The 18,353-nt window shown below is 62.2% G+C and carries 15 protein-coding genes; 10 read left to right on the forward strand and 5 right to left on the reverse strand.

The annotated features are described in order from the left end of the window. The coding region (locus tag AC0L2M_RS00005; RefSeq protein ID WP_473533697.1) for a hypothetical protein at positions 1–190 on the forward strand (190 nt) is incomplete at its 5' end. Between the two features lie 106 nt (positions 191–296). On the opposite strand, the gene AC0L2M_RS00010 is transcribed toward AC0L2M_RS00005, so the two are convergent. Further along, entirely contained in the window at positions 297–2,816 is a 2,520-nt protein-coding gene (locus tag AC0L2M_RS00010) for a caspase family protein (protein ID WP_473533698.1), read from the reverse strand. Between the two features lie 1,292 nt (positions 2,817–4,108). Beyond that, entirely contained in the window at positions 4,109–4,327 is a 219-nt protein-coding gene (locus tag AC0L2M_RS00015; protein WP_473533699.1) for a hypothetical protein, read from the reverse strand. Positions 4,328–4,547: 220 nt separating this feature from the next. Between AC0L2M_RS00015 and AC0L2M_RS00020 the strand changes: the two genes are divergently transcribed. Next, complete coding sequence (locus AC0L2M_RS00020) at positions 4,548–4,787, forward strand: hypothetical protein (protein ID WP_236388269.1); 240 nt, start codon at positions 4,548–4,550, stop codon at positions 4,785–4,787. A gap of 642 nt (positions 4,788–5,429) precedes the next feature. Here the strand turns inward: AC0L2M_RS00020 and AC0L2M_RS00025 are convergent. Both AC0L2M_RS00025 and AC0L2M_RS00030 read right to left on the reverse strand, forming a co-directional pair. Continuing rightward, positions 5,430–5,789, reverse strand: a complete 360-nt coding sequence (locus tag AC0L2M_RS00025) for a response regulator (RefSeq protein ID WP_473533700.1) — start codon at positions 5,787–5,789, stop codon at positions 5,430–5,432. Further along, positions 5,786–8,884 (reverse strand): CheR family methyltransferase, encoded by a 3,099-nt coding sequence (locus tag AC0L2M_RS00030; protein ID WP_473533701.1) that lies wholly within the window; start codon positions 8,882–8,884, stop codon positions 5,786–5,788. The genes AC0L2M_RS00025 and AC0L2M_RS00030 overlap by 4 nt, the downstream gene beginning before the upstream one ends. 366 nt (positions 8,885–9,250) lie before the next feature. Between AC0L2M_RS00030 and AC0L2M_RS00035 the strand changes: the two genes are divergently transcribed. Next, positions 9,251–9,847, forward strand: coding sequence for a response regulator (locus tag AC0L2M_RS00035; protein ID WP_287050427.1), 597 nt, complete (start codon positions 9,251–9,253; stop codon positions 9,845–9,847). A gap of 115 nt (positions 9,848–9,962) precedes the next feature. On the opposite strand, the gene AC0L2M_RS00040 is transcribed toward AC0L2M_RS00035, so the two are convergent. Then, on the reverse strand, positions 9,963–10,232 hold the full coding sequence (locus AC0L2M_RS00040; protein WP_473533702.1) for a hypothetical protein: 270 nt from the start codon (positions 10,230–10,232) through the stop codon (positions 9,963–9,965). A 238-nt stretch (positions 10,233–10,470) separates the two neighbouring features. Here AC0L2M_RS00040 and AC0L2M_RS00045 point away from each other — a divergent pair, with 238 nt between their 5' ends. From AC0L2M_RS00045 to AC0L2M_RS00075, 7 genes are read left to right on the forward strand one after another with little or no spacing between them, the layout of a single operon-like run. Beyond that, the gene (locus AC0L2M_RS00045) at positions 10,471–11,577 is read left to right on the forward strand and encodes an NAD-dependent epimerase/dehydratase family protein (protein ID WP_287318724.1); all 1,107 of its coding nucleotides are present in this window, start codon (positions 10,471–10,473) and stop codon (positions 11,575–11,577) included. Continuing rightward, positions 11,574–12,641: an NAD-dependent epimerase/dehydratase family protein gene (locus AC0L2M_RS00050; protein WP_473533703.1), complete on the forward strand. Its 1,068-nt coding sequence runs from the start codon at positions 11,574–11,576 to the stop codon at positions 12,639–12,641. The genes AC0L2M_RS00045 and AC0L2M_RS00050 overlap by 4 nt, the downstream gene beginning before the upstream one ends. Next, positions 12,638–13,930: a TIGR04295 family B12-binding domain-containing radical SAM protein gene (locus tag AC0L2M_RS00055; RefSeq protein WP_473533704.1), complete on the forward strand. Its 1,293-nt coding sequence runs from the start codon at positions 12,638–12,640 to the stop codon at positions 13,928–13,930. Before AC0L2M_RS00050 ends, AC0L2M_RS00055 begins: the two co-directional genes overlap by 4 nt. Beyond that, the gene (locus tag AC0L2M_RS00060) at positions 13,915–15,015 is read left to right on the forward strand and encodes a glycosyltransferase family 4 protein (RefSeq protein WP_287258434.1); all 1,101 of its coding nucleotides are present in this window, start codon (positions 13,915–13,917) and stop codon (positions 15,013–15,015) included. The genes AC0L2M_RS00055 and AC0L2M_RS00060 overlap by 16 nt, the downstream gene beginning before the upstream one ends. Positions 15,016–15,017: 2 nt before the next feature. Further along, entirely contained in the window at positions 15,018–16,148 is a 1,131-nt protein-coding gene (locus tag AC0L2M_RS00065) for a CgeB family protein (RefSeq protein WP_128245351.1), read from the forward strand. Then, positions 16,145–17,239 carry a CgeB family protein gene (locus tag AC0L2M_RS00070; protein ID WP_128245350.1) on the forward strand — a complete coding sequence of 365 codons (1,095 nt, stop codon included), beginning with the start codon at positions 16,145–16,147 and terminating at the stop codon, positions 17,237–17,239. Before AC0L2M_RS00065 ends, AC0L2M_RS00070 begins: the two co-directional genes overlap by 4 nt. After that, the gene (locus AC0L2M_RS00075; protein ID WP_473533705.1) at positions 17,236–18,345 is read left to right on the forward strand and encodes a CgeB family protein; all 1,110 of its coding nucleotides are present in this window, start codon (positions 17,236–17,238) and stop codon (positions 18,343–18,345) included. The genes AC0L2M_RS00070 and AC0L2M_RS00075 overlap by 4 nt, the downstream gene beginning before the upstream one ends. Positions 18,346–18,353: the final 8 nt, after the last annotated feature.

Genomic DNA, 18,353 nt, shown 5'->3' on the forward strand with positions numbered 1-18,353 from the left:
CCCGCCACCCCCGCCTCCTCCCGAAGAAGGAATGATTACGGGAGGTGCGGCAGCAGGCTCGTCCGCAACCGGTTTGACCACTTTCCTGGCGGCCACCGGTTTGGGAGCCGGGTTGACGATCCGCGGCGCCGCGGCTCTGCGAACGACCTTCGGCGCCGGCGTGGGCGTTGCCACCAGCGGCGTCGGCTGAAGGGGCGGCCAGGATGTGCAGCCCATGACCCCCGCCAAGGCGATGGACAGAGTTATCCCGATTGTTGCCTGCTTCAGATTTCTGCCCACCATTGCCTCCTTGCTGATCAGAACAAATCCCGACGCGGATTGGCTTGTTCCCAGACCGCCCTTGCCACTTTGACCAGTTGCTTGTCGACAGAACCGCTCAACGGAATCTTCGACTTGAGTTCCCCACGCAGTTGCTTCAACGCTGCCGCTTTCGCCTTGGTCCCGAATTTTGCCAACGTCGCCCGGGCATCAGGCAGCTCATTGCGCAGATCTAGCGCAACTGTGAATGCCAGGAAACGCACGGCGACGGCCTGGTCGGCCTTGTCGCCCTTTTGCATCTCGAGGGCCGCGCGATCATAGGCGCCGGACTGGTCACCGCGCGAGGTTGCCAGTTCAAACAGGCGTTGGGCTTCATCAAGGTTCTGCTCTACGCCAACGCCATCACGGTACATGCGCGCAAGACTGCCCGGCGCATAGGGCTGGCCGAGGTCCATGGCCTTCTGAAAAAGCGCCAGCGCAGCCTTCGGATCCTTTTCGACGCCCCGGCCGCTGAGGTAATTGCGACCGAGCAAGTTCATCGAATACATGTCCTGGCGCTGGACGCCGGCCTCCAGGAACGCAACGGCACGGGCCTGATCGGCGGGCACGCCGCTGCGGCCTTCGGTGAAGATCGCCGCGAGATCGTTCATGGCATAGGTATGCCCCATCGATGCCGCCTTGAGCAGCAGATCCAATCCTTTGCCGGTGTCGCGCTCGACGCCGTAGCCATGGAACAAGGCACGGCCCCACGATGTCATGCCGTAGGGATCGCCCTTGTCGGCCGCAGCGGCGTAGAAGGTGTTGGCCTGCTTGCGGTCGACAGCCAGGCCCGTTCCCGTCGCGTAGAGGTAGCCGAGCTCGAACACTGCGCGCACATGCCCCCTGTCGGCGGCCTGTTGTATGGCTTTCCTGGCCTGGTCGACCTTGCCGGCTGCAAGCAGCGCGCGGCCCAGTTCATAACGGAAGCGGGCGACATCGGGATACGCCTTCACCGCAGCCTCGCACAGCTTGACCGCGTCGGCGCCGATTTCATTCGGCAGCAGGCCGGGGACGACGCCTTGAAGGTCGAGAGGTTCGCCGGCAGCCAGGTCGCACGGATCGACGCTCGGCGACAGTTTCATTTTGGCGGGTTTGGCTGCTCCGCTGTCCGCCCGAATTTCGAAGGCGATCTCGACCGGTGCGCTGGCGCCGATCTGGGGTTCATAGCGCAGCCCCTCGACTTCGCCGACCGTCAAGCTCGATTCGGGCGACAGGGTCCGATCCGGCAGGGAGAGTGTCCCCGTTGCCGGATAGTTTGTGACTTTCAGGCTGACCGCCGCATCATCTGTCGGGACATCCAGGTTCAGAGCAACGGCGCCGACGCCGACCGGAACGTCGACGTCCCGGTTCTCGATCGCCTCGGCCGCACCGGTGACATGAATGCCGCGCTGCAGCACCTGCTGCTTCTGCTCGGCTTCGAGCGCGGCCATCACCTGTTCGCCCTCGGCCCCTTCGCCGCTCTTGACCCGGAACACCAGCATGCCCCTGGCTTCGCCGCCCCAACTGTCGCGTGCGGCGTAGGCCAGCATATCCATCTCTTCCGGCTGGCCGGTTCCCTTGGGGACATCCAACTGCAAACGCGGCAGATCCTTGCCCTGGATCAGGTCTCCCGCCTCGACGACCTTGCCGTCCAGCATCAGGCGTCCCAAGGCGGGCGGTCTTTCGATGCTGACGGTTATCGTCCCGCCATCGACCTGGACCGGTTCCGGAAGGTCCAGATCGACGGGGCCGGCCCCTGACAGCACGACCTTCTCCAATACCGGCGGCAGCGATGGGCGGCTGATGCGGCGCATCAGAACGACTTCGTCGATCAGCGACGAGTTCTCCCAGGGAACCTGCAAGCCCTTGGTCGCCTCAACCACATCCCGGCGGACGGCCGACATGACCGTGCGGATCTCCTGGTTCGGGGCGAGCGCGCGACGAGAAAACGCCGATGAGAAAGGACTGAGGTCGCCGGCGCCGTCATAGGCGACCGCGCCGGGTTCGGTGGCGAAAGCAATCAGTGTGTTCAGTGAGCTTCTTACTTGCGCAAGGCCGGTGCCGCTGGCGGTAAGAAGCTGGTCCCTGAGCCAGTAGTCCTTGCGAGGGAATGGATTGTTGCGGCAGGCATCGAGGATGATCACCTGGATCTTCGATTTCGAACGCATCTGCTGCAGCACATCGTTCAGCTTGATTGCCTGGACCTCGACGTCCGCCGCATCTTTCAACGAGGCATCGACAGGGATCAGGAAATTTTCGCCGCCGATCTGAAAGCCGTGGCCGGAATAGTAGACGACAGCCACATCAGCGCCGTCCACGGCGGCAAGATAGTTGCGAAACTGATCTTCAAATTGCAGCTTCGTAAGATTGCTCGCGACGAAAACATCAAAACCAGCCGCTCGAAACGTGTTGGACACGTCCACCACATCCTTGGCCGGGTTCTTAAGGGCCGAGATTTCCTGGTAATCGGAGTTGCCGATTACAAAGGCGACCCTTCGTTCGACTGCAGAAGCGTCGAAAGTCGCGACGCTTGCGAGCATCAAGGCCGCAACGAATCCGCAACGTCGGAGCATGGCAAATCCCTTAACCGTCGTTACCTGGCGACCACAAGAACACAGCTTGCAGTGCCAAGGTCCGTTAGAGAGCATGCTATCTGCCGAGACAGAAAAGAGAGAAAAGCCGTCGCGACAGCGGTATATTCCTCACTTGATCGATCCCTAAATTACATCAGAGGCCGAGTGTCCGCAATGATCGTCAATCGGATTCTCGAGCTGGCTATTTTCCGTGGTCGATACGGTCCCCTCGGGCCGCGCGCGGCCGGCATAGCCTTGACTTGCGCATGCATCACGCGTCAGGGCGCCTGAGGTTTTCCACTGCTAATGTCGGCCTGCCCCTGATTTTTCCTAGCCACCATTTCCGCGACTCAATTAGCGTCTGCTTATGGAGCATCGGCACGCCATTCGACGGAACAAGGAAGGGCTTTGGGAGGTCTACGATATAGACGACGATAGGGTGGTCTTCGCAGAAGGGGTGGCTCTGACAGATTTGCTGGATGAGGAGGCCCTCGACGCCCTGGAGTTGCTAAAGGGTGGATTCCTGGTCCCGAGCAGCGCTCCCAAGGCCAGTTGACAGTTCCCCAAGGGATACGCCGAGGCGCCGCGAGATGGGGCACTGAAGGCGGATCGCCGACACGCAAAGGCGCCGCCGCCTGGCGGGCTCCTGGATGCGTTCTTTCGTCGAGATCTGCCACCTATTTTCGGCCACGTCGCAGCCGCGATGCGGAAGGTTGGATTAATTCGCAATGCTCAGCGCGCCGCAGCGTGTCAAAACGAAAAATTCTCCTTCGTTTGGTTGATGCCGGAACAGTGCTCCGTCCGTAAGTTCGTGCTATATATTAGCAGGAGCTGTTATGAGGTTTTTGCCCGTTCAGGAACCGACCAACACATGGGCCGTGTTCGATACGACCGTGGATGTGCCTGCGTACTTCGCTGGTATTTGCCTTATCGGCTTGCCGCGGGAGCGGGCGGAGTGGCTTGCAGCAAGGGCCAATCAAGATGCGTTGGCAAGAAGCAGCAGGATCGGCCGGCTTTCGTCTCCGGAGACTGAGCACGCCGTGCTTCCCATGCGCAAATGCCAGAAATCGCTTACATCAGCAGCAGGGATTTCAACGACGGAGGAAGAGGCCGCTGCGTTGGCAGCCAGGCATCAGCAGCCACAGTAAGTCCGACATCACCAGCAAACCGATACAGCGATTGGTTGCCGGCGTCGGGCGAGGCCATCCAGCTTGTCGCCAATGCGCTCCCCCGGTTTGTAGCTCTGCCAGGGATCGCGGTTATTGCTGATCCGGCATCTCGGTATTCTCTTGGGGGTTCTTCTCGACGCCCGCGGCAGGCGAGGTGTCGGCCGGGGCGTTCCCGCCTTGGTTTTGCTCCTGGGCTCTTTTGAGTGGCGAGGTGCGCCAGCCCATATCGGCATACAAAAAGCCAATGAGAAAGCCGACGATAATGATCGCTGCTATCGCAAGCGAAAGTATAGCGTTACGTCGCTCCATGTCCGGCTCCTTCCTGCGAGCCGAACAGCCAGTATCGAAAATGGTTCCCATCTACCATGGATGCGCGGGATCAATGCCTTGCCGCATAAATTGCACACCGAAGGAGACTCCTGAAGCCGCAGGTCGTGGAACTTCGCACCGTGCCGGCGGTTGAAACGTAGGCGCTGTGAGCAACGAACGAACCCATCCGTTGTTTCCGTCGCAGCAGGAAGGAGACACCATGGCCAACAAGAATACCACATCGAAGCCGGCAATCCGGCAGGCAAATGCCGCCGGCTTGCGACGTCCAAGGCGGGACGCTGACGATACGGATACCGGAGCGAGGCCGCCGACGCCGAAAACCGCGGGAACATCGAAGCCCTCGACCGCTCCGCTGGACAATCCGGTGGCGAACCGCAACGCCGGCCGGCCGCGCCAGAAAGGCACCACGCCGCGGCCGACCGAAAAGCCGCTGGACTGAAGGGCGATGGCAGCGGCTGCTGAAACGAGCTAGTTCGGCGACACAGTGATTTGACAGATCGGCGATCGGCAGCGAACGTCGATAATTCGCGTCAGTGACAAACCGCAAACCTTGGAGATTGGCCGAAACACCCCTCCACTTCGTCATCCCAGGGCAAGCGAGGAGCGAAGCGACGCGGCGCAGACCCTGGGATCCATGCCGTTACCTCAGCCGAGGAATACAGCGGACCAGAATAAAAGCGCTCCGTAGCGATCCTTCGCGCCCCCCTCTGTCCTGCCGGACATCTCCCCCACTTGGGGGGAGATTGGCAGCTTCGCGGACAGCGTCCTTTTTGCAAAGGTTGGTGGTTGCGAAATCAGTGATGAAGGCCAATCTCCCCCCTTGTGGGGGAGATGTCCGGCAGGACAGAGGGGGGCGCTGGCCCTCGGCGATCAATGGGTCTGCACCGCAGCAGCGCTCCGAGGTAATGGAATGGATCCTAGGGTCTGCGCCGCGTCGCTTCGCTCCTTGCTTCGCCCTAGGATGACGAAGTGGAGGGGTGCTTCGGCTAATCTCAAACGTTTGCACTGAGATCGGCCGTTTGCGGGGGTTATCGACGTTCGCTGCCGATCGCCGATCTGTCAAAATCACTCTGTCGAGGAACTAGGACGTCGGGACCAATTCCGCCAAGGCTCTGAGAATGGCCGCCTGATCTGCCGGCTTGCGAACAAATCTAGCGTTGGCGAACGCGGATGGAACATCGCGCGGCCCAAAGCCGGTCAGGCACGCGAACGGAATATGGCGGGTTTTTAGTTCTTCTGCGATCGCCAGGCTCGTTTCGCCATGCAGTTGAACATCCAGCAGCGCCACGTCGACAGGATTTTCGCCGATAAGACGAAGGGCCGCCGCCACCGAAGGGGCCGGGCCGATCACCTGATGTCCCCAATCGCGCAGACAAGCAGCGATGTCCTCGGCGATGAGCCATTCATCCTCGACCACCAGAACGCGCAGCGGGTCGCTCACGGCGCCTCCTTGCGCATCATCGGGAATGTGATCTGGACCTCAAGACCGTCACGATTGAAGGTGGTCTCGACGTTTCCGCCCAGCCGGTAGGCGATCTCGCCCTGCAACAGCGAAAGCCCGAAGCCGTTAATTTCGGGCTTTCTGACCGGCGGCCCACCTCTCTCGCGCCAGGCAAGCCTGAAAATGCCGCCATCTGCCGACCACGTCAGCGCCACCCTGCCCTCGGGCTTCGACAGCGCGCCATATTTGGCGGCGTTGGTCGCCAGTTCATGAATGGCCATGCTGAGGGAAAGGCCCTGTTGCGGGCTAAGCTTCACTTCAGCGCCGTCAAGTTCGAACCGGTCAATGCTGAAAGCTTCGAGTTCCTGATGCAGCAGTTCGTTGATCGAAGCTTCTTTCCAGCGCTCCTTCGACAGCAGACCGTAAGCCCGCGACATGGCGTGCAGGCGACCGATCAGCGCTTCGGCGAATTCTTCCTTCGATTCCGAACTTTCACGGGTGCGGTTGGCGATGCTGGCGACCACCGCCAGCATATTCTTGACGCGGTGGTTCAGCTCCGAAATGAGCACCCGGTTTTGCTCTTCCGTCTCGGCCAACGTGGTGACATCGACCAGCGTGACCACGACGCCCTGGATCCGGTTGTCCTTGTCGCGATAGGGATTGATGCGAACCATGTAAAACCGGCCCCGATTGTCGCGCGCCAGATGATGATTCAGGGTCTCCCCGGTTTCGAAGACAGCATCGATGTGCTGTTTCAGCTCGGGATAGTCGAGCTGGCTCGAAAGCTCGGTCAGCGGCCGGCCGACGTCGGAGGGACGCAGGCTGAAGAAAGACGAGGCCGCCGGCGTAAAGGTCCGCACCACCAGATTGCGGTCGAGGAAGATGGTTGCGATCTGCGTGCTCTCGAACAGATTGCGCAAATCGCTGTTGGCGCGGTCGAGCTCTTCTATCTTGCTGGTCAGCTCCGAATTTATCGTGTTGAGCTCCTCGTTGAGCGATTGCATCTCCTCCTTCGAGGCCTCAAGCTCCTCATTGGTCGACTGCGCCTCCTCGTTGACGGAGACGAGTTCCTCGTTCGACGATTTCAGCTCTTCCAGCGCCGTTTCGTACTCCTCGATCGTCGACTGCAGTCGCTCCCGGGTTTCGCGCAGCTCCCGCTCGAGATCGGCAGTGCCTTCGCTGCTACGGTTTTCGGGCCCAACATCGGACCGCGCCTGCACCGGCCCCGTCGCTTCGAACAGGACGAGATAAAGCCGTTCGCCCTTGCCGCGTTCCGCCAGGGGCTCGACAGTGAGTTTGATCGACAGGGCCTGTTCGTGGTCCTCGTCAACGACGACATTTTCCCGCACGACGGTGCGGCGCGTCGTGGCGGCTTCCCGCAATGCCGCGCGCAGGTCGAGCCTTAGCCCGGAGCGGGCCAAAGTCAGCACCTGCCGGCTCGGAATGCCTTGCGGCGCTTCGAGATATCGGCCGGTCCGCGCCGAATAGTAGACGACGTCACCGTCGCCATTCACCACGACATGCGGCGGCGCGAAACGCTCCAGCACTTGTGCCTCGACCGCCTGTCGAAGCGGATAGCTGGCGGTTCGCTTGTTCGGCCCCGTTCCTTCAGGCAGGAAGGCGCCTGAACGGCCATCGCCGATCAGCATCGGCAGCCTAATGTGTGGCGAGGCATGCTCGCGCGCCTGAAAAATGCGCTGCTTCTTGTCGACGGTGGCGAAGAGGTTGTCGTGCTGGCCGACGCTTTCGGACGTGCCGAGGAAAAGATAACCGCCCGGCTTCAGCGCGTAGTGGAAGATCGGAATCACCCGGTTCTGGATGTCCGAGCCGAAATAGATCAGCAGGTTGCGGCATGAAACCATGTCCATGCGTGAAAACGGCGGGTCGCGGACGACGCTGTGAGGGGAAAAGACGCACAGCTCCCGGACCTCGTTGGCAAGCACGTGGCTCTCGCCGTCGCTGCTGAAAAAACGCTGCCTGCGCTCGGGCGAGACGCCCTGCAGCAATGCCGCCGGGTAACGCGCCGCGCGCGCCACCGCAAGCGCGGGCTCATCGATGTCGGTCGCAAATATCTGGACGCGTGGCACAACCGAAAGCGTCTCCATGTGTTCGCGCAACAGCATGCCGATCGAGAACACCTCCTCGCCGGTGGCGCAGCCAGGCACCCAGATCCTGACGGCGTCGCTGGCGGTCTTGCCCTCGAACAGCTGTGGTACGACCTTCTCCTCGAGCAGCTTGAACGCGTCGGGATCACGGAAAAAATCGGTGACGTTGATCAAAAGGTCACGAAAAAGGTTCGCCACCTCGCGAGCGTCCTTCTTCAGCCATTCAACATACTCTTCAATGGAATCAAGCTGTCCGATTTGCATGCGCCGCTTGATGCGCCGCAGGAATGTCTTGGTCTTATAGCCTGAGAAATCGTGGCCGGATTGGCCCTGCAGAATGCCGTAGATCTCGTCGCGGAGCCGACCCAGTTCTGCCGTCTCGTGCTCGCCGCCTCCGGCAACCCCGTTCAGCATGTCGAAGCTGCGGGCGAACCCCTCGAGCTTCGCGCCGATCTCCTCCGCCGGCGCCGCAATGTCGATCAGCCCGCTGGAGATCGCACTTTTCGGCATGTCCGGGTTGCGCGGACCGTAGCCGTCGGGAGCCTGGGCGACCGTCAGTCCGCCACGCTCCTTGATCGCCTTGGCGCCAAGCGTGCCATCGGAATCGCCGCCCGACAAAATGACGCCAACCGCATATTCGCCCTGATCCTCCGCCAACGCGCTAAAAAAGATATCGATCGGCTTGCGCTCGCGGCTGAGCACGTTGGATGGCCGCAGGTGCAGCACTCCCCGCTCGATCGTGAGAACGACGTTTTGCGGCATCACATAGACGTGGTCGGACAGGACAGTGGTGCCGTCCTCGACGACAACAACCGGGAGTTGCGTGTAACGTCCGACGACCTCATGAAGCAGGCTTTCGCGCTCGGGGCTGAGATGGGTGACGATGACGAACGCCATGCCGGGCTGGCCGGTGATGCCTTTGAACAGGCCCTCCATTGCAGGAATGCCGCCGGCCGACGCGCCGACGCCCACAATTGGAAATCTCTTCACCTGAGATGTCACCGCAAGCCCTCGGTTGAACAGCCTAGACGACAAGGCCGCCAAATCGACCCAAAGCCCACGACCGGGCTGAACGCAACGCCCAGCATATAACGTGCGCGAGGGCCGGAACAAGTCCGTGCAGACGGCGTTAAAGTCGGGATTATTGTGGAACTCCAATGTCAAAGCGCACACCTGAACTGAAGCTGACAAGACGAGCGTCGTTGCGCTTCGAGGATCTGCTGAGATTGCCGGGAAACGAATCCATTCCGCCGCGCATGCTTGTTTTGGCGAAGCGATTGCAGGCAGCCTTGCAGGAACATTCCGAACAGGCCCGTGCGGACACTTGCAAATCCCGCTCGAAGAAAGGGCGATGAGGTGCGCGATCTCCGAGGAGTGCGCATCCTGATTGTCGAAGACGATTGGGTATTGGCCGGCGATCTTGCAAGATATTTCGGCAATATGGGCGCGGTCGTCCTTGGCCCTGCGGCGACGGTCGAACACGCCTCCATGCATACCGAGGTGGCTGAGGCCGCAATCCTCGACGTCAATCTCAACGGCCGGCGGGTGTTTCCGATCGCCGACGAACTGATGCGCCGCGGCGTTCCCTTCGTCTTTTTCAGCGGTGACGAGGACATCGTCATTCCCGAACGTCTCCGCCACGCCAGCAATCTTCGAAAATCGTCGGATAGCTACGCCGTCTTCGACGCCTTGTTCCCTCCGGAAAAATCCGCCCTTGCCGGTCGCCCTGCCGTGAACTTGTCGGACAACGTGTTTTCACTTCTGCCGAAGCTCAGGCTCGCGGCGCGGCTGCTTCTGGGCGACGTCGGTGCTTCCGATCGGCTGGTCGAGCGAACACTGGAGCGCGCCATCGGCGAGATCGACAGGCGGCGGCCCGGTGTATCGACCGAAGACTGGCTGAACGGCATCATGCGAAACATTGCCGGATCGGGCGGAACCAGCCTGCTGCACTGAGATTGGTTTTCTAACAGTCTGAAAAATATGCGAAAACAGCGAGCTATAGTTAAGTCCTCTATCAGAACGCGAGGTGCGCCTAAGAGCTACCCGACAGCGCTGAGTAGCAGCTTCCTCAGTCGTTCTTGCGGTCGATGAATTTGTTGAACCGGCTGTTTTTTCCGGAGCCGGTTTCGTCCTGGTAAAGGAAAGTCAGATCGTTCTCGTCGAAAATCCGGAAGAACTCATCCCATTCAATGGGTTCGAGCCTCTCCTCGGGCTCGCCAAAATCGATCCGCAAGATGCCGCCCTCGCCCCTGGTTCGTACAACCGCCGGTCGGCCACCACGATCTTCGGCCCATTGGCGGATCTCGTCATGATTGGTGGTTGTCTTCGATTCAGACATTGGAACCTCCTTTGATCCAGACCTTGCAGGCGTGTGGCCTCCTGGCTTGCGCCCACGGACCGGATGACCGCCCCTAACACCAAAGAAGCTGCAATGTTCCAGCGCATCGCCCAAGGCTCGTTCGCCATGCGTTCACCTCAGGTTGCAGCCTCGCCAAAACCATCTTTGTTGAAGCAGAGGGAACAAACCTTTTGCCAAACAGTTCGGGGCGCCAAGGCCAACTGCGTAAGGAGTTGTCGTGAAACGCATACTGGTTACAGGAGGGTGCGGTTTCATCGGCCGCCACGTCGTCCAGGAACTCGTTGAACATGGTTATGCCGTCTGCATTCTCGATGCGCTGCTGGAACAGGTGCACGGCAGCGAGGCGATCAGCCTGCCGGCAGGAGCCGAACTGATCAAAGGCGACGTTCGCGATCGCGCCGCCGTCGCCGAGGCGCTGCAGGGCGTCGACGCCACCGTTCATCTCGCCGCCGAGGTCGGCGTCGGCCAGTCCATGTACGAGATCGCCCGCTATGTCGGCGCCAACGACCTCGGCACCGCCACCCTGCTCGAGGCACTGATCAAGCATCCGGTCGAGAGGATCGTCGTCGCCTCCTCGATGAGCGTCTACGGCGAGGGTCTCTATGCCACGCCAGGCGGTCGGCGCGTCGACAATGCACGGCGGCAGGCCAGCGACGTCAAGAGCGGCCAATGGAATCCGCTGTCGGCGGCGGATGAAAGCCTGTCGCCGCTGCCGACAGACGAGGAAAAGCCGGTCGACCTCGCCTCGATCTATGCGCTGACGAAATATGCCCAGGAGCGCGCCGTGCTGATCTTCGGCGATGCCTATGGCGTCGATGCGGTGGCGCTGCGCCTGTTCAACGTGTTCGGCGCCGGACAGGCGCTGTCAAATCCTTACACCGGCGTTCTGGCGAATTTCGCTTCACGCCTCGCCAACGGCCAGCGGCCGATGATTTTCGAAGATGGCGAGCAGAAACGCGATTTCGTGCATGTGCGCGACGTCGCCCGCGCGTTCCGCCTGGCGCTGGAACAACGCCAGGCGCGCGGCCACGTCATCAACATCGGCAGCGGACGGGCCTATGCGATCAGCGAGGTCGCCCGGCTGCTCGCCGACGCCATGGGTGTGCCGGACCATCGGCCTGAAATTCTCGGCAAGGCGCGCGCCGGCGATATCCGCAATTGCTTCGCCGACATCTCGAAGGCGCGCGAACTGCTCGGTTTCGAGCCGCAGCACCGGCTGGAGGATTCACTCGACGAGTTCGTCGCATGGGTGCGCAACACGGTCGCCATCGACCGCGGCGCCGACATGAAACGGGAACTCGAAGAGCGAGGACTGGTGTCATGAGGCCGGACGGTTTTCGTGAAGCGCCGGTGGCTATCGTCGGCGGCAGCGGCTTCATCGGCTCGAACCTCGCCGACAGCCTGTTGTCGGATGGGGTGCCGGTGCTGGTCGTCGACAATCTCAGCCGCCCGGGCGTCGACCAGAACCTGGCTTGGCTGGCGCAGAAGCACGGCAATCAACTTGCCGTGGAAACCGCTGATGTCCGGGACGAAGACGTGCTGGCGCCGCTTTTGGCGCATGCCAGGGCGATATTCCATCTCGCCGCGCAAACCGCCGTCACCACGAGCCTGGCCCAGCCAAGCGAAGATTTCGACATCAATCTGCGCGGGACCTTCAACGTTTTGGAAGCGGCTCGCCTTAGCGGCAGACGCATTCCCGTGATCTTCGCCAGCACCAACAAGGTCTATGGCGGCCTGCCCGACGTCACAGTGCGCGAAGAGGACGATCGGTGCGTGCCCTGCGATGCCAGCATCCGCGCCAACGGGATAGACGAGGCCTGCGGCCTGGATTTCTGCACCCCCTATGGCTGCTCCAAAGGCGCGGCCGACCAATATGTGCTCGATTATGCCAAGTCGTACAATCTGCCGACCGCGGTCCTGCGCATGAGCTGCATCTACGGGCCGCGCCAGTTCGGCACGGAGGACCAGGGCTGGGTCGCCCATTTTCTGCTCAGCGCGCTTTCCGGCCGGCCGATCACGATCTACGGCAACGGCAAACAGGTGCGCGATATCCTTCATGTCAGCGACGCCGTTGCGGCCTATCGCGGGGTACTTGCCCGGATCGACGACATCAAGGGCCAGGCATTCAATCTCGGTGGCGGACCGGGCAACGCCGTCAGCCTGCGCATGCTGATCGAGGAGATCGGCGAGCTGACCGGGCGGAACCTCGCGATCCGCTACGACCGGGAACGCACCGGCGACCAACCTTTCTTTGTCGCCGATACCGGCAAGTTAGAAGCGACGCTCGACTGGAAAGCGCATGTCTGCTGGCGCGACGGCGTCCGCGATCTCGCCGACTGGCTCCGGCGTCATCGCCTCGAGCCTGAACCAGCGAGGTACGTGGCATGAAAGTCGCCCTGGTCAATCCGTTCTGGACCTACGAGGACAGCATCTATTTCGGCTGCCGCCAGCCACATCTGCCGCTGGAATTGGGCTACTCGAAAGCCTCGCTGGAGGCCGACGGCCATCAGGTGCTGATGCTGGACGGGCAAATCCAGAAGCTCGACAACGCGGCACTTGCCGATCGCGTCGCCGCTTTCGCACCGGCCATGGCCGTCGTCAGCACGGCGCCGACCTATTTGTTTTGGCGCTGCGCGCCGCCCGAGCTGCGTGTACCAGCCGACTTCCTCAACCGCCTCGCCCGGCGGGGCGGCCGCACAGTGGCTGTCGGGCCGCACGGCTCGGCGACGCCGGCGCCGACGCTGCGCAAGCTGGGCGTCGATGTCGTCGTGCGCGGCGAATGCGAAGAGGTCGTCGCAGAACTCGCCCGCCGTCACGATTGGAGCGCCGTGCCACACACCGCTCATCTCGACCAGGGAAAACTTGTCGGCAATGGCGGCGTTCACGCCAGTTCGTTTGTCGATCATCCGCCGCTCAGCTGGCCGTCCGATTGGATTGCCGCGCATTCGCACCATCACCACCGGTTCGACGACGATCAGCTGGGTTTAGGAGCGGAGGTCGAGGCGTCTCGCGGCTGCCCCTACAATTGCAGCTTCTGCGCCAAGATCGATTTCCGCGACGCCTACCGCCGCAGGAACCACGATGCGATCATCGCTGAAATCGATCTGCTGATCGGGCAAGGCGTCGGCTACATCTATTTTATCGACGAGATCTTCCTGCCACAGAAGGCGCTGCTGGAGGCACTGGTCGATCGCGACGTCAAGTTTGGCGTGCAGACCCGCATCGATCTTTGGAAGCCGGAGCTCCTCGAACTGCTGGGTGCCGCCGGCTGCGTTTCGATCGAAGCCGGCCTCGAAAGCCTGACGGTGGAAGGCCGGGCCATGCTGGCAAAGCGTTGCCGGCTGGGCACCGAGGAACTGGCCGCCTTGCTGGTCAATGCACGACGTCACGTCCCGTTCGTCCAAGCCAATCTGATCGGCGTCGTCGAGGACGATCCGGCTCTGGTCGATCATTGGCGCAAGCACCTCATTGACCGCGGCGTGTGGGCCAACGAGCCGGTGCCGCTCTATCCCTACCCCAGTTCGCCCAGCTATCGCGAGCTTTGGGGCGAGCCCGACGATCTCGCCTGGGAGCGCGCCCACGAGCATTACCTGGCCTCTTTCCGGACGTTCAGCGACATCCAGGAGAAGCGCCCGCGAGCGCTGGCCGATTTGGAGGCGACATGTTGCAGTCACTGATCCGCCGCCCGCGGCGAATCCTGATGACCGTCGATGCCGTCGGCGGCGTCTGGCGCTACGCGCTCGATCTGGCGCGGGAGTTGGCTCATGGCGGCGACAGCATCGTGCTCGCCGGGCTAGGCCCGGAACCGTCCGAAGAGCAGGCGAAGGAGGCACAGGCTTTCGCTGATTTGGCGTGGCTCAAGACACCGCCGGACTGGATGACCCGCAATGAGGACGATCTGGAAATGTTGCCGCAGGAACTGCGCGCGCTTGTTGGCGATCACGCGATCGACCTCGTCCATCTCAATGCGCCGACACAGGCCGTTGGACTTGATCTGCCCTGCCCGGTCGTGACGGTCTCGCACTCATGCGTCGTGACCTGGCTCCACGCCGTCAGGGGACAGGCTGTGGACGGCGAATGGGCATGGCAGAAGGACCGCAACAGACGCGGTTTCGATGGGGCCAATGCGGTAATCGCGCCCAGCCGCAGCCATGCCGGCATGCTCGAGGCCTGCTACGGGCCGATCGCCGGCCTGAGCGTTGTCAGCAACGGCACACGGCCGGGTCCAAAGGCAGAGCGACGCGAACCGGTGGTTGTCGCCGCCGCGCGCTGGTGGGACGAAGGAAAGAACGCAGCTACGCTGGACCAGGCAGCAGCGCTGACGAAATGGCCAGTCTTCGCTGCCGGGCCGATCGAGGGCGGCGATGGCCAACGCGTCAGTTTCAGCAATGTCGTTGCTCTGGGCTCGGTCTGCCACGACGAGGTGCGTCGCTTGATGGCGCGGGCCGGCATCTTCGTATCGCCCTCCATTTATGAACCATTTGGCCTTGCCGCACTGGAGGCAGCGACGTCGGCGACACCTTTGGTGCTTGCCGACATCCCGACCTATCGCGAATTGTGGAATGGCGCGGCTTTGTTCTACGACGTCCACGATCCAGGCGATCTCGCCAGACGTGTCGATTGTCTCTCTGACGACGCCCAGTACAGGCGCCGGCTCGGCGACGCCGCCGCACGCCGAGCCCGCAGGTTTTCACCAGCAAGGCAAGCGGCGGCCATGCACGACATCTACGATCGGGCCGCCCTGGCCGTTGCGGAATGCTGACAATGCGGTTCCTGTTCTATACCCATTCGGTCGTTTCCGACTGGAACCACGGCAACGCACATTTCCTGCGCGGCATCATGCGGGAGCTTGTTGCACGCGGGCACCAGGCGATCGCGCTGGAGCCAGCAGACGGCTGGAGCCGTTCGAACCTGCTGGCAGAGAAAGGGCCCTACGCGGTCGAGCGCTTCAGAAAAGATTTTCCGGAGCTGATGTCGGTGACCTACGACGCGTCCTTCGACCATGAAGGCTGGATTGCCGACGCCGATGTGGTGATCGTCCACGAATGGACCGACCCGGACCTTGTCGCGCGCATCGGCAGGGCCAGGGCGAATGGAGGCGGTTTCACGCTTCTGTTCCATGACACCCACCATCGCGCCGTCTCGGCGACGCAGGCGATCTCGGCTCTGCGGCTGGAGCAATATGACGGCGTGCTGGCTTTCGGCGAGGCGTTGCGGCAAAGCTATTTGCGCGCCGGCTGGGGCAAACGTGCTTTCACCTGGCACGAGGCGGCGGATGAGCGCCTGTTCAAGCCTCACCCGGAGATCGACCCGACTGCCGATCTGATCTGGATCGGCAACTGGGGCGATGATGAGCGCAGTGCCGAAATCAAGGAATTCCTGATCGATCCAGTCGAAGAACTTGGCCTGCGTGGCACTGTTCATGGCGTGCGCTATCCACGCGAAGCGCTCGCCGATCTTGCCGCCGCCGGCCTGAGTTACGAAGGCTGGATTGCCAATGCCGACGTGCCCAAGGCATTCGCGGCCCACCGCGTTACCGTCCACATCCCGCGGCGCCCATATCGGGAGACCCTGCCCGGCATCCCGACGATCCGCATGTTCGAGGCGCTCGCCTGTGGCATCCCGCTCGTTTCGGCGCCTTGGGCCGATGTCGAACAACTCTTCAGGCCAGGCATCGACTTTCTTTTCGCGCGCGACGGTTCCGAGATGTGCCGCCATCTTCGCGACGTGCTGGACGATGCTGGCCTGGCCGCCTCTCTGGTGAGATCCGGCCTCGAAACCATCGGGAGGCGACACACTTGCCGGCACCGGGCGGACGAGCTGTTCGACGTGCTCGCCGAATGCGGCAACCGCCAAGCCATCGATCGCATCGCCAAAGAGGAGACAGTCGCATGAAGATTGCATTTTATGGATCGAGCCTGCTGTCGTCCTATTGGAACGGCGCGGCGACTTATTACCGCGGATTGCTGAAGGCTCTTTCTCAACTTGGCTACGAGATCACGTTCTATGAACCGGACGTCTACGACCGGCAGAAGAACCGCGATATCGAGGCACCGGACTGGTGCAACGTCGTCATCTACGAGGCGACCCCGCATGCACTGATGCAGGTGGCAGCAAGCGCCGGCAAAGCCGACATCGTCGTCAAGGCGAGTGGAGTGGGCTTCGAGGACGAGGCGCTGCTGCGCGCCGTGCTCGACCACGCCCGTACGGATGCGCTTACAGTGTTCTGGGATGTCGATGCACCGGCCACTCTTGGCCAATTGCGCGACGAGCCGGATCACCCGCTGCACCACGCTTTGCGGGAGATCGACCTTGTCCTCACCTATGGCGGCGGCGACCCGGTCGTCTGGGCCTATCGTGCGCTGGGGGCTGCCGAATGCGTGCCGATCTACAACGCCCTCGATCCCGAAACGCACCATCCGGTCGCGAAGGACAAGCGTTTCGCCTGCGACCTCGCCTTTCTCGGCAACCGCCTGCCGGACCGTGAAGCACGCGTCGAAGCCTTCTTCCTCGATCCGGCCAACCGTTCGGGCGATCAGCGTTTCCTGCTCGGCGGATCTGGTTGGGGTGACAAGCAGCTGCCGGCAAATGTCGCATGGCTCGGCCACGTCGGGACGCGGGACCACAATGCGTTCAACGTCACCCCCAAGGCGGTGCTGAACATCAGCCGCGACAGCATGGCCGCCAACGGCTTTTCGCCTGCCACGCGCGTCTTCGAGGCTGCCGGTGCCGGCGCATGCCTCATCACCGATGCCTGGCTCGGCGTCGAATTGTTCCTGGCCCCCGGGGAAGAGATCCTGGTGGCGCGCGATGGTAATGATGTCACTGAGATCTTGCGCACCCTCACCCCCCAGCGGGCAAGGGCGATCGGCGCATCTGCGCTTCGGCGTGTTCTCGCCGAGCATACCTATGCGTTAAGGGCCGCTGTCGCCGACGCTGTCTTCAGGCGTCATTTCGAGCGCCCCACCGTGGAGGCAGCGGAATGATCCAGCGGCTCGACATCGTCTTTCTTGGCCTGTCGTTGTCCTCTTCATGGGGAAACGGCCATGCCACGACCTTTAGGGGGTTGCTGAAGGGCCTGCACGAGCTCGGCCATCGCGTCACCTTCCTGGAGCGCGACGTGCCGTGGTATGCGAACCATCGCGATCTGCGCGACCCGGATTTCTGCACGTTGCGCTACTACGAAACGACGAACGATCTTCGTCGGACCTATGCCGGCTGTCTGCAACAGGCCGATGTCGTGGTGGTCGGGTCGTTCGTTCCGGAGGGGCGAGCCGTCATCGACATCGTCGCGTCCCTGTGCACGGGCCAGTTCTGCTTCTACGACATCGACACGCCGGTCACGCTGGCCAAGCTCGCCGCGGATGATTGCGATTACCTATGCCGGCGGCAGATCCCGTATTTCGACGTCTATTTCTCGTTCACCGGCGGGCCAACACTCGCCCGATTGGCGGCGGACTTCGGTGCACGGTGCGCCGAGCCGCTCTACTGCTCCGTCGACCCGGAGCGGCATCGCCGAACGGCCGATCCGATCCGCTGGGACCTTGGCTATCTCGGCACTTACAGCTCGGACCGGCAGGCGACGCTGGATGCTCTCCTGCTCGAACCGGCAAGACGCATGCCGGACCGTCGCTTCGTCGTGGCCGGCTCGCAATTCCCGTCCGAGACCGTCTGGCCAAGCAACGTCGATCGCATCGAGCACCTGCCGCCGGCGGACCACGCCTCGTTCTACAGCCGCCAGCGCTATACGTTGAACGTCACGCGCAGCTCCATGATAGCGGCTGGGTGGTCTCCCAGCGTACGCCTCTTCGAGGCGGCTGCCTGTGGCACAGCGATCATCAGCGATCGCTGGACCGGTCTGGACAGCTTCTTTCCGACAGCCACGATCAACACGGCGGGCCAAGCCGAAGACGTGATCGATATCCTGTCCAGCCAATCCGACCGCGTCAGGCTTGCTTTGGCCAAGCGAGCGTGTGCAACGATCCTGGCGGCACATACAAGCGCCGCGAGAGCCCGCGAATTCGTTTCGCTGCTGGCGCGGCCAAGATCGGCACGTCCAGCGCTCGATCTGAACATCGAAAGTGCAGCATGACTGGCAGA

The sequence above is a fragment of the Mesorhizobium sp. WSM4806 genome (assembly GCF_055811635.1).